Annotated in this window: 11 protein-coding genes; 9 read left to right on the forward strand and 2 right to left on the reverse strand. The window is 62.1% G+C overall.

The features are described 5' to 3' along the window. Nucleotides 1-53: 53 nt before the first annotated feature. Nucleotides 54-1,109, reverse strand: a complete 1,056-nt coding sequence (locus KNN17_RS11070) for an AraC family transcriptional regulator (RefSeq protein ID WP_308196797.1) — start codon at nucleotides 1,107-1,109, stop codon at nucleotides 54-56. Nucleotides 1,110-1,643: 534 nt separating this feature from the next. On the opposite strand from KNN17_RS11070, the gene KNN17_RS11075 reads away from it, so the two are divergent. Beyond that, nucleotides 1,644-3,437, forward strand: coding sequence for a glycoside hydrolase family 15 protein (locus KNN17_RS11075; RefSeq protein WP_241709065.1), 1,794 nt, complete (start codon nucleotides 1,644-1,646; stop codon nucleotides 3,435-3,437). Here KNN17_RS11075 and KNN17_RS11080 read toward each other — a convergent pair. Continuing rightward, nucleotides 3,434-4,480 carry an AraC family transcriptional regulator gene (locus tag KNN17_RS11080; protein WP_241709067.1) on the reverse strand — a complete coding sequence of 349 codons (1,047 nt, stop codon included), beginning with the start codon at nucleotides 4,478-4,480 and terminating at the stop codon, nucleotides 3,434-3,436. The two genes, KNN17_RS11075 and KNN17_RS11080, sit on opposite strands and share 4 nt — an antisense overlap. Before the next feature lie 260 nt (nucleotides 4,481-4,740). Here KNN17_RS11080 and KNN17_RS11085 point away from each other — a divergent pair, with 260 nt between their 5' ends. The 8 genes from KNN17_RS11085 (at nucleotide 4,741) to KNN17_RS11120 (ending at nucleotide 11,851) form a co-directional block, all read left to right on the forward strand. Continuing rightward, on the forward strand, nucleotides 4,741-5,277 hold the full coding sequence (locus KNN17_RS11085) for a flavin reductase family protein (protein WP_241709069.1): 537 nt from the start codon (nucleotides 4,741-4,743) through the stop codon (nucleotides 5,275-5,277). 75 nt (nucleotides 5,278-5,352) lie between these two features. Next, nucleotides 5,353-6,555 (forward strand): LLM class flavin-dependent oxidoreductase, encoded by a 1,203-nt coding sequence (locus tag KNN17_RS11090; RefSeq protein ID WP_241709071.1) that lies wholly within the window; start codon nucleotides 5,353-5,355, stop codon nucleotides 6,553-6,555. A 35-nt stretch (nucleotides 6,556-6,590) separates the two neighbouring features. Further along, the gene (locus tag KNN17_RS11095; RefSeq protein ID WP_241709072.1) at nucleotides 6,591-7,112 is read left to right on the forward strand and encodes a cupin domain-containing protein; all 522 of its coding nucleotides are present in this window, start codon (nucleotides 6,591-6,593) and stop codon (nucleotides 7,110-7,112) included. After that, a complete protein-coding gene (locus tag KNN17_RS11100; protein ID WP_234752177.1) occupies nucleotides 7,109-8,059 on the forward strand; it encodes an isocitrate lyase/PEP mutase family protein in 951 nt (316 codons plus the stop codon). The genes KNN17_RS11095 and KNN17_RS11100 overlap by 4 nt, the downstream gene beginning before the upstream one ends. 17 nt (nucleotides 8,060-8,076) lie before the next feature. Then, the gene (locus KNN17_RS11105) at nucleotides 8,077-8,835 is read left to right on the forward strand and encodes an SDR family NAD(P)-dependent oxidoreductase (RefSeq protein ID WP_241709075.1); all 759 of its coding nucleotides are present in this window, start codon (nucleotides 8,077-8,079) and stop codon (nucleotides 8,833-8,835) included. A 45-nt stretch (nucleotides 8,836-8,880) separates the two neighbouring features. Continuing rightward, entirely contained in the window at nucleotides 8,881-9,804 is a 924-nt protein-coding gene (locus KNN17_RS11110) for an SDR family NAD(P)-dependent oxidoreductase (protein ID WP_241709077.1), read from the forward strand. 70 nt (nucleotides 9,805-9,874) lie between these two features. Then, on the forward strand, nucleotides 9,875-10,618 hold the full coding sequence (locus KNN17_RS11115; RefSeq protein WP_241709078.1) for an NADPH-dependent F420 reductase: 744 nt from the start codon (nucleotides 9,875-9,877) through the stop codon (nucleotides 10,616-10,618). 42 nt (nucleotides 10,619-10,660) lie between these two features. Then, nucleotides 10,661-11,851, forward strand: a complete 1,191-nt coding sequence (locus tag KNN17_RS11120; RefSeq protein ID WP_241709080.1) for an acetyl-CoA C-acetyltransferase — start codon at nucleotides 10,661-10,663, stop codon at nucleotides 11,849-11,851.

Consider the following 11,851-nt stretch of genomic DNA (forward strand, 5'->3'; position numbering starts at 1 on the left):
CTGGGAATGTACGCCAAGGTATGTCGTGGTTTAGGACGGCTGTGCGGTCTGGCCTAGGCCCTTAAATTGACATTGTTCTTGTAGTGGGAAGCTTCCCGGTAGGCCGTCGGTGGCATCCCCTTCCACCGTTTAAAGGCGATGGTGAAGCTGGCAGGCTCTGTATAGCCAAGCCTGCGGGATATCCGCGCTACCGAAAGATCCGTATTCGAGAGCAAGTCGCCGGCGAGGTCACTCAGGGTCTTGTCCCGGAGTTGGGCGAAGTCGTCCCCGGTGAGTTCGAGCTTTCGCTGCAGGGTGCGGGGGGAAACCCGAAGTGTTGCGGCCACATTTGCCAGTTTGCGGTTGAGCTCGGGCGCGGCCCTTATGGTCTTCGCCACGGTGTCGGCCCAGTCTCCGGTGGCCCTAAGAGTGTCCACAATCTGGGTATCCGCCTTGATCCACGCCGCGTGCTGAAACGCGTTACCGAAGGGAAGTTCCTGTGCTGACGTAGCAGGGTCCCACCATAGCCGGAGCGTTTCGGCGCCGCAGTCGATGGTACAGGGGACGTTTGCCGAAAGTTCGGGGGAGGCTTCTGCGAGCGGGAATTCAATCTGAGTGAAGGGGAAAGGGCTGCCGTAGAGCCATGTGAAATTCCGGGCAATGAAACAGAGGTCCCGGTAAACGCTGAACGGGATCAACTCTTCCGGGGCACCGGGGTAGGTGAACTCCATGCCGGTTACCGTGCCATCCGGTGTCCTCAGCGACGCTAGCTCGAACAGGGCAGGGCCGTAGTCAGCTGTACTTGCAACTTCCACCCATGCCTCGATGGTCGGCGCAGTAGCGAGGGCCAATCCTCTCACCCCGAAGGAGCCCAGTGAGTAGGCCCGGGCGGCGCGCACCCAGAGGTCCGCACGATCTCCTGTGAGACCAACGAACTGAAGCTGGAAGGCCAACTCCTTCCTCGCAGGGATAGTGCCTCCAGGGCGGTTCACCGCATCGGGGTCAATTTCCGCATGCGCCAGCGCAGTTTGCCAATCCAGGTTCGCATCCTCAAGCAGTCCACGCAGTATGTGCACGCTGAAGTTTGGTACCCGAAGGTTCTGATAGGTTCCGCCTTTCACCGTTGCCACCCTCTGCCGCAGGCATAGCGGGGTGCCTCAGTATGTTCGGGACCGGTTCGGGGATGCATCTCTCTCCTCTTCTTTGTGGAGGGACGGGCTCCTGCTCGAAAGTGCTTCGGAAATTCGAGTATCAGAAGATGGTGAAGTCACGTGTGTAGCTTTGCACCCTAGGGGGGCCTTCACCACACAAGAGCTCACGTTTGGCGCAGTTTCCCATCTACTTGGCGTCGCTTGTCATGCCGGTCCAACGCTGCAGGCTCTTAACGTTGAAGCTAAATAAGGCTCCGCAGTGGAGCCGGAACGACGCAACTAAGAGAGGGAACGAGATGACACGCGAAGAAGCCTTTACATTCTGCCCTTCCGACTCCTACGTGGAGCTCTACGGCAACCAATGGCTCATCGTCCCGTTTGCACCGGTCGCACAGCCTCAGTTCTTTGTCTGTACACCAGGCCAGCGAAACTCCCGGGCAAGGTAATTGACCCTGCGTTCGTGGCCACACCGCGAGGCCTATGGAGATCTTTCATCTTGTGGTTGAGTGAAGCATGGCTGCCCCGATTGAGGATTACGCGCTGCTTTCGGATCTCCACACCGGCCCCCTGGTTTCCCGGCAGGGCAGTGTGGACTGGCTCTGCTTCCCGCGCTTCGACTCGCCCTCGGTCTTTGCCTCCCTGCTTGGGCATGAAGACCATGGCCGGTGGCTGTTAGCCCCGAGTCCGCAGGAGGCCGTTGTCGTGGACCGTCACTATATGGACTCCACGTTCGTACTACAGACAACGTGGCAGACCAATTCCGGAAAGGTCTTGGTGACGGACTTCATGCCGGTAGGTGGCGCCCAGCCATCACTCGTCCGGCGGGTAACCGGACTCAGCGGGTCAGTCCAAATGCGTCAAGAGATAAGGATTCGGCCCCAGTACGCCACCGTCCTGCCTTGGGTGAGCAGGATCCGCGACAGCGCTGACCCCGGCTCGGAAATACTGCTCGCCATGTCCGGTCCGGACGCTCTATCTTTGCGGGGCACCCCTCTTCCGCAGGCCGAAGACCACCGGCATGCGGGGGAGTTCACCGTTCAGCAGGGACGGAATGTGGACTTCCACCTAACATGGTTCCCTTCCTACCAGGACGTGCCGCCGGCCATCAAAATTGACGCAGCCTTGGACGACGCCATCCACTACTGGACCACGTGGGCGGGCAATTGCCGCTACAACGGGCCGTATCAGAGTGCAGTGAAGCGTTCACTGCTGGTCCTGCGTGCTTTAACCCACTATGAAACGGGCGGCATTGTCGCCGCTCCTACCACTTCCCTGCCCGAGGAGTTTGGCGGACCACGCAACTGGGACTACCGCTACTGTTGGCTGCGCGACGCATCCTTGACACTCGAAGCCATGTTGACGCACGGCTACGAATCCGAAGCCCTGAAATGGCGCAACTGGCTTCTGCGGGCGCTCGCGGGGGATCCGGAAGATCTGCAAATAATGTACGGCGTAGGGGGCGAACGTGACCTCACGGAAAAGGAACTCCCGCATCTGCCGGGCTATCAGGACGCCAGACCCGTTCGAATCGGCAACGCAGCCGTCTCCCAGCATCAGGCCGATGTAGTGGGGGAGGTGATGGTGGTACTGGAGAGGCTTCGCCTCGCCGGGGGCAAGGAGGACCATTTCTCCTGGGCGCTACAGCGCGCCCTCCTTGGATCAGTGGACAAACACTTCGAAGACAAAGACTTGGGACTGTGGGAAATGCGGGGGGCTCCGCAGTATTTCACGCACTCCCGGGTCATGATGTGGGCAGCCTATGACAGCGGGGTATGGGCTGTCCGGGACCACGGACTGCCTGGGCCGCTCGGGCACTGGGAGCGGCATCGGGATCGACTGGCCGCAGAGATAATGGATCTCGGATTCAACCGTGACCTTAATTCCTTCACCCAGACATACGGCAGTGAGGAGACGGACGCGGCACTGCTGGTCTTGCCGCAGGTCGGCTTCCTCACCTACGACGATGAGCGGATGCTGGGAACAGTCGCCCAGTTGGAGAAGGAGCTACTCACCAGTGAGGGCCTGCTGATGCGCTACCGAACCGAGACCGGTGTCGACGGATTGGCACCGGGTGAACATCCATTCCTTGCCTGCTCCTTCTGGCTGGTGGAACAGTACGCACGCTCGGGCCGACGGGCAGACGCCAAGAACCTGATGGGCGCCTTGGTGGGACTTTCCAATGATCTCGGCCTGCTCAGCGAAGAATATTCCATGAACGAAAAACGGATGGCGGGAAACTTCCCACAAGCCTTCTCCCACCTTGCGCTGATACGGGCCGCAGACGCCATGCACAGCGCGGGCGGCTAGGACTTGGACCGTGCGTTGTTCTTGTATCGGGAAGCTTCTCTGTAGGCCGTCGGTGGCATCCCATTCCACCGTTTGAAGGCGATGGTGAAGCTCGTTGGGTCTGTGTAGCCCAGAGTGCGGGATATCCGTGCTACAGAGTGATCCGTTTTCGAGAGCAGATCGGCGGCGAGGTCACGCAGGGCTTTGTCCCGGAGCTGGGCGAAGTCGTCACCAGTTAGTTCGAGCTTGCGTTGAAGGGTGCGGGGGGAGACCCGCAGTGTTGCGGCCACATTTGCGAGTTTGCGGTTGAGCTCGGGCGCGGCTCTGATGATCTTCATGACAGTGTCGGGCCAGTCGCCCGTTGCCCTGAGATCGTCAAGAATCTGGTGATCCGCTTTGAGCCATGCTTCGTGTTGGAAGGCGTTACCGAAGGGGAGCTCGTGTTCCGATGTTGCGGGAGCCCACCAGAGCCGCAATGCGTCGGATCCGCAGTCGATGGCGCAGGGGACGTAGGGGAAGACCTCGGGGGAGGCTTCTGCGAGGGGGAATTCGACACGGGTGAAGGGGAACGGACCGCCGTACATCCAAGTGAAAGTTCGGGCAACGACGCAGAAATCGCGGTAGATGCTGAACGGGATGAGCTCTTCAGGGGTATCGGGGTAGGTGTACTCCATCCCAATCACCGTGCCATCCGAAATCCGGAGAGGCGCTATTTCCATCAGGCCGGGGGCATAGTCTGTTGAGCTGCCAGCTTCTACCCAGGCCCCAATGGTCGGCGCGGTAGCCAGGGCCAAACCGCGAATGCCGAAGGATCCGAGTGTGTAGGCCTGTGCGGCCTTCACCCAGAGATCGACACGATCTTTTGTGAGAGCCACGAACTGCAGCTGGAAGGCCAACTCCTTTTTCGCGGGAATAGTGCCTCCCGGGCGGTCGATCGCGTCGGGGTCGAGTTCTGCGTTTGTGAGCGCAGTTTGCCAATCAAGGTCGGCGTCCTTCAGCACTGCGCATAGTCCGTGAACGCTGAAGTTCGGTAGCCGCAGATTCTGGTAAGAGCTTAGTTTCACTGCTGCCTCCTTTCACCGTTGAGGAAGAGGCGCTCCAGCGTTTCAGGGCGTGAGTGCGAGGAGTAGCAGCGGCCCGGCATGTGAAGCACGTCACCAGCTTTGCATCCCACGCCATGTATTCACAAGAGGCCCTGGCGTGGCGCGATTTCCCATCTGTTTGGCATGTCTTGCCATGCCGCTTAACTCACCTACACACCTAACGTTGAAGCCTGAGCAAGGGCCGGCAGTGAAGCCGGCGCACTGATATCAAAGGAGATCCGGTGAGCATATCCATCGCCCAAAGCCTTGAACCGGCAATCACTGCCGACGAATTCAAGGCGGCATTCCGCAACCATCCCGGTGGTGTCGCTGTCATCACTGCTGATGCGGGCAATGGGCCGGTCGGCCTGACAGCAACGTCAGTCATTTCGGCCAGTGCCGAACCCGCCATCCTGGCATTCTCGGTATCGGAATTTTCGTCCAGCACTCCGACCATTCTCGGCGCAGACACCGTCGTCGTGCATCTACTGAGCGCTGAACAAGTGGACATTGCCAAACTCTGCGCCACCAGCGGGATCGACCGCTTTGCTGACAGGTCTCTCTGGTCGCGCCTGGAGACAGGCGAGCCCTACTTCGTGCAGGCCCAGGTCTGGATCCGGGGCAGGATCATCAACACGATGGCCGCCGGGGGGTCGTCCATCGTGGCCGTCGAGGCGCTCCAGGCGTCACCGGCCCTGTCAGGTGACGCGGCACCCGCAGATCCGCTGGTCTACCACAACCGGCGCTGGCACGCCCTTGGGGATGCGTCCCAAATCTAAACCGTGACCCTGCCGGTCGTAAGAAATGCACCACGTTCTACACCCAATTTCCATCTTCCCGAAAGGACGGCGATTATGAGCATCGCATCCAACGAAACTTCCACTGACCATCCCGTCGATCGCGACTTCGTCGCGGATTACACAGTCGAGCGTGACAACGGCCCGATGGTTGGAGGCGACAACGCTTTCAAGGTCGCGATCTTCGGCGCGAACGTGTCGACCGGGCAAGGCGGCCTGAACTTCGCGGAGAACTCGATCAAGCTTGGCAACTGGGGCGAGGTGCAGCATCTTGCGCAGAAGGCGGACCGGTACGGAGTGGACGGATTCATTCCCATCGCGCGCTGGCAGGGGCTCGCGGGTCCCGACCGGCCCTGGGGCCGTCAGTTCGAGACGTTCACCTGGGCAGCGGGACTGGCCGCGGTGACGCAGAACATCCAGATCATCGCCACGTGCAATGTGCAGTTCATCAACCCGGTAATGGGCGCGAAGATGGTGACAACTATTGACCACATCAGCGGCGGCCGCATGGGGCTCAACGTAACAGCGGGTTACTTCAAGCCCGAATACGACATCTTCGGCGTGGAACTCCCCGAGCACGACGTGCGCTACGAGCTCGCCGACGAGTGGATTGAGATCGCCGAGCGCCTGTGGGCCAACGAGGAGCAGGAGTTCGACTTCGACGGCAAATTCTTCAATCTGAAGGGTGCGCAGGCGCACCCGAAGCCCGTGCAATCCCCCCGCCCGATGGTGATGAGCGCCGGTTCAAGCCCCGCAGGGCAGGAGTTCGCATTCAAGCACGCAAACGTCCTGTTCGCATCAGTTGCCAGCGTCGAGCACAGCGGCGAGCTCACGCCGAAAATCCGGCAGAAAGCCGACGCGGCCGGACGCGAGGACCTCGGTCTCTGGGCCGGCGCGCACATCATCGTCAAGGACACCGAGAAGGAAGCACGCGCCTACGCCGACTACGTGACAGAGAGCACCGACTGGGAGAGCGCGCTCCGCTATCGCGAGATCATCCGCAGCGGCACCCAGAGTTTCAATTGGGATGAATACAAGCAATCCGAGGACTACAAGCGTGACGAGTCGGTGAGGGCCTTTGGCCGCGCGGCACTCATGCCGATCACTGGTACCCCCGAGATGGTCGTTGAGGAGCTGCAGAAGTTGCAGGCCTCTGGCATCACGGGCATCTGCACCGGCCTCGTCGACTACGACGAGGGCCTCGACCGGCTGAACGAGCAGGTCTTCCCGCTGATGCGCGAGGCGGGCCTGCGCGCCTGACGACGAAGCGTCCATCCACGAAGGAGTGAACACAGATGACTTTTCCTGATCCCAAGAAATTCCAACTCGTCGTCGCGGGACCGAACGAGTCCGGCGAAGCCGACTTCCTCGACGTCGGCCCGGCCGCCGAGTTCGACTTCCCCGGTGTGGCCGCGGGTGCCTTTTACTGGGCGGTCGACGGGGGCCACGGCAAAGCGAACTTCGGTGCCCCGCCAAGCAAGGTCGCCCTCGCAGGGCCCAATGGATCCACCTTCGGCGTGAGCAGCTTCCCCGCGTACTCGTCGGGCGAGGTGGACGCGGCGACGCTCGACGAGAGCATGGCCGCCACCGATGACGACGGCGATACCGGGATGCACGCGAGCGATACCATCGACTACGAGGTGGTCATCTCGGGCAAGGTGGACCTCGTGCTCCCCGGCGGGAAGAAGCGCACGCTCGTTCCGGGAGACCTGCTGGTCATGGCCGGCGTGCCCCATGCCTGGAAGAACCCGTACGACGAGGACTGCGTCTACGTCGTGGTCACGGTCGGTTTCAACACCCCTGAGGTCGCGTCATGAGCCTGACGTCACCGGGCAAGGCGCTGCGTGCAGTCTTCGACAGTCCCGAGACGGCGCTGGTGCCGTTCGGTGCCTTGCCGCTCCATGCGCAGATGGCGCAGCACGCCGGCTTCGACGCCTTCCAGCTCTCCGGCGGCATGTCGGCCTGGTGGCAAGGTGTCTCCGACACGGGATGGCTCACCCTGACCGAGGTGGTTGAGCATGCGAAGCGCACCGCCCGCGCCGCTGACATTCCCATCTATTGCGACGCCGATACGGGCTTTGGCGCGCCGATCAACGTTCAGCGCACAGTGTCTGAGTTCATTGACGCGGGCGTCGCCGGAATCCACATTGAGGATCAGCGGGAGCCCAAGAAATCGGGTGGTGTCGCCGGGATCGAATTGGTGTCGGACGCCGAGGCTATCGGACGACTGAACGCCGCCGTCGACGCCCGGGACAAGTTGGACAGCGACTTCGTTATCGTTGCCCGTACCGACGGCTACGGTGCCGCCGGCGGCGGCGTGGACGAGGCGATCCGCCGCGCCCAGCTGTACAAAGCCGAGACCGGCGCGGACGTCATCTTCTACGAGGGATTCCATACCTGGGAGCAGGCCGAAGTCGCACTGAAGGAGACACCCGGGCCAGCCTACGCCGTCGGGGTTCCGCTGATCGGACGCAAGACGGTGGCCGAGATGACAACGATCGGCCAGGCGATTCAGCCTGTGGCGTTCGTGCTTCCCGGGGTCAAAGAGGTTTGGCGCTTGCTGATGCAGGTCAAGGAATCAGGCGAGGCCACGCCGATCGGCGAGTACATCGACCACTTGAACGATGGCCCCGACAGCATCGGCTGGGGAGCCATGTTCGGCCGTCCTTTAACCGACTATGTGCGTGAAACCGAGGACAGGTTCCTCCCGCAGGAATCGCGCCGCAACTATGACAACAACGTCCATGTTGGAGAGAGCTACTAATGAATGAGGAGAATCTGATGATGAAAGACAAAGCCGGACTCGTTACCGGCGCGGGCTCGGGCATTGGCCGGGCTGGTGCCCTGGCGTTCGCAAAGAACGGCGCGCGCGTAGTGGTGTCCGATATTGACGAGGCAGCCGGGCGCGAAACGGTGGAGATCATCGAAGCATCTGGTGGGAAGGCTGTCTTCTTCCAGTGCGATGTCAGCGACGAGGAGCAGGTCAAAGCCCTTGTCGATGCGACGGTGTCGAACTTCGGGCAGTTGGACTTCGCTTTCAATAATGCCGGGATGAACGGCGTCTTCGCACCTATTGGGGAGACCGACAGCGCGACCTGGGATCGGGTCATGAAGGTGAACCTGTACAGCACCTTCTACTGCCTGAAGCACGAAGTCAACGCGATGCTAAAGACCGGAGGCGGTGCGATCGTCAACACTGCTTCTGCTGCGGGCCTCGTCGGAATCGCCAACAACGCCCCGTACACCGCCTCGAAGTTCGGCGTCGTCGGGATCACGAGGAACGCGGCCATGGACTACGGCCCCCTGGGCATCCGTATCAACGCCCTCACACCGGGGTCGACCACGAGTCCCATGATGAAGAACGCATTCGAGCAGAACCCGCCCGAATTCCGGGAAAGAATTCTGTCGGCGATTCCGATGCGCGAGCTGGCCGAACCCGATGATCAGGCAGATGCCGTTGTGTGGCTCTGCTCTGACCAGGCCCGCATGGTTACCGGTATCTCCCTGGCGGTCGACGGCGGCTGGCTGGCCGGAAAGTAAATGGCACTGCCATCCGGGTTCAAAAGAAAATGGAGCAACTGAAAAATGACGAATCTTGATTTCAAGGGCCGGGTGGCAATCGTCACGGGCGCAGGACAGGGAATGGGCCGCCAGCACGCAAAGATGCTCGCCTCCCGCGGGGCGCGGGTTGTCGTCAACGACGTCAACGCGGCGAACGCGGCCGAAGCTGTGGCCGAAATAGCCAACGCAGGCGGCACCGCGGTGGTAGACAGCCACAACGTCGTCACCGAGGCGCCTGAGATCGTCCAGACCGCACTCGACACCTTTGGGCAGCTCGACGTCGTGGTCAACAACGCCGGGATTAATGCGTTCGGCCGCTTCTGGGAGATGGAGCCGGACACGTGGTGGCGCATCTTCGACGTGGCCGTCAAGGGCGTCGTCGGAGTTTCCCGCGCAGCCATGCCGCACCTCATTGCCTCAGGCAGTGGCCGGCTTATCAACATCTCGTCGAACGGGGTCATGGGCGTGCCGACGGATTCGGCCTACAACGCCGCCAAGGCCGCCATCTGGGGACTCGGTATCACCCTCGCGGCCGAGGCCCGCGAGGTGGGAGTTCAAGTCACCACCCTGATGCCGGTGGCCTTGACCCCGATGACCGAGGACGCCTTCCCCAACCCCGTCATCAAGGACGCCATGCGTACGACGGTTCCGGCAAGCTCGGTGTCTGCCTTCGTAACGTGGCTGGCACACCAGGACACGACAGTTTTCGGCGAAACGTTTGAGATCGCCGGAGTCGCGGCCGGTCGCGTGGCAATTGCGGGCATGCCGCGCATGAAGGTCGAAGCACCGACGCCCGAGAGCTGGGCTGACAGCGGAGAGGCGCTCATGAAGGACGGCGAGCTGCGGGCATTCCGCACCGCGAGTGAGTCGTTCCGCGACCAGATGGTGTACTTGGCGCCGGAACTGGACGAGGTCCTCCCCGCCAACGCGGCAGACGTCTCGAGGTGAGCCTGCTGGAACCCGTAAAGAGCAGCAACGCTAAGACCAATAATCGGCCAACCAAAGGAGCAGGACTCTCATGAAAATCGGTATTCTAGGAGCTGGTTCGATAGGGGCCACACTCGCCCGCAAACTGAGTGGAGCCGGCCATGATGTTAAGGTTGCGAATTCCCGCGGCCCCGAAACCATCAGTTCCGACATTGTGGCATCGGGTGCCCGACCAGTAGAGGCAAGGCACGCCGTCACTGACGTCGATGTCCTCATCACGTCAATGCCGCTCAGCCGGATGCCCGAGGTCAAGTCCCTTATCACCGGCCTCCCGGCCAACACCGTCATCATCGATACGTCCAACTACTACCCCCTGCGTGATGGGCGGGTGGAAGCCCTGGAAGACGGGAAGGTCGAAAGCGTCTGGATTACCGAGCAGCTCGGGCGCCCGGTTGCCAAGGCCTGGAACGCCATCACGGCCGGGTCCTTCGAAGCCTATGGAAGAGAAGATGGGGATCCCGACCGGATCGCTATCCCCGTGGCCGCGGATCGCGATCGCGACAAAGCGGTAGCGATGGCCCTCGTAGAGGAGACCGGGTTTGACGCGGTCGACGCCGGATCCCTGGCGGACTCCTGGCGCCAGCAGCCCGGTGCGCCCAGCTATTGCACCGACTTTACGCGCCAGAAGTTGCCGGGGGCCCTTGCTGCCGCTGATAAGGCCCGGCTCCCGCAGCGAAGGGACATCGCGCTTGCTGCCATCACAGAACGGTTCCCGGACTATTCGGACGTCACCGCCGACTACCTTGTCCGGCTGCATCGGGCCATCTACAGCTGAACCTGTGACAATTCACCGCCGGCCACAGGCCAAGGAGCAGAAGTGAACCGTAATGAAGATGTAGTCATCGTCGGGGCTGCCCGGACTCCCCAGGGCAGGTTGATGGGCCAGCTCGCCACGGTCTCCGCCGTCGAACTGGGCGGCATTGCAATCGCTGCGGCACTGGACAGGGCAGGCATCAGTGCTGATGTTGTTGACGCCGTTGTCATGGGCCAGGTGATCCAGGCAGGGGCTGGCCAGAACCCTGCACGGCAGGCAGCCGTAGCCGGGGGGATATCGCTGAGTGCCTACGCTGTCACCGTTAACAAGGTGTGCCTGTCCGGGCTGAGCGCGATCATCGAAGCCAGCCGGTTGCTCCAGCTGGGAGAAGCGGAAGTGGTCATCGCCGGCGGACAGGAATCAATGAGCAATGCCCCGCATCTGCTTCCCGGTTCGCGCGCCGGGCACTTGTACGGGGATGCCGTGCTGACAGACGCCCTTGCCTGCGACGGACTCACCGATGCCTTCGACCACGAGTCAATGGGCCTCAACACTGATCGTGCCAATGGCTTACTCGGCATCGGGCGGGCCGAGCAGGACAAGGCCGCTGCAGACTCCCACCGGCGGGCAGCAGCGGCCCAGGACGCAGGGTACTTCGATACGGAAATAGTTCCGGTCAAAGTGCCCCGTCGCCGGGGAGCGCCTGAACTGGCAGGCGGCGACGAGGGTGTCCGGCCGGACAGCAATGAGGAGTCCCTCAGCAAACTCCGGCCAGCGTTTTCCCCGGCGGGTACCGTGACCGCAGGCAACGCCTCGCCGCTCACGGATGGCGCTGCCGCCGTCGTCCTGACCACGCGGGGTTACGCGGAGGCCCACGGCGTAGAGATCGTGGCGGTACTCGGGGCCTACGGCCAGATCGCCGGCCCGGACACATCACTTCCAGACAAACCCGCCCAGGCCATTGCCAAGGCGCTCGGCGCCGCAGGTTGGACGATGGAGGAGCTGGACTTCGTGGAGATCAACGAAGCGTTCGCCTCCGTGGCACTCCACTCGGCGGCGCAGCTCGGGATCGGGATGGACAGGGTCAACGTCAACGGCGGTGCCATCGCTCTCGGACACCCCATCGGCGCCTCGGGGGCACGCGTCGTCGTCTCGGCCGTATACGAACTCCAGCGCCGCGGAAGGGGCAAGGCCGCGGTGGCCCTGTGTGGTGGGGGCGGACAGGGCGAGGCACTGCTCCTGTCCCTGGGCTGA

The organism is Arthrobacter bambusae, assembly GCF_022606295.1.
GTDB lineage: Bacteria > Actinomycetota > Actinomycetes > Actinomycetales > Micrococcaceae > Arthrobacter > Arthrobacter bambusae_A.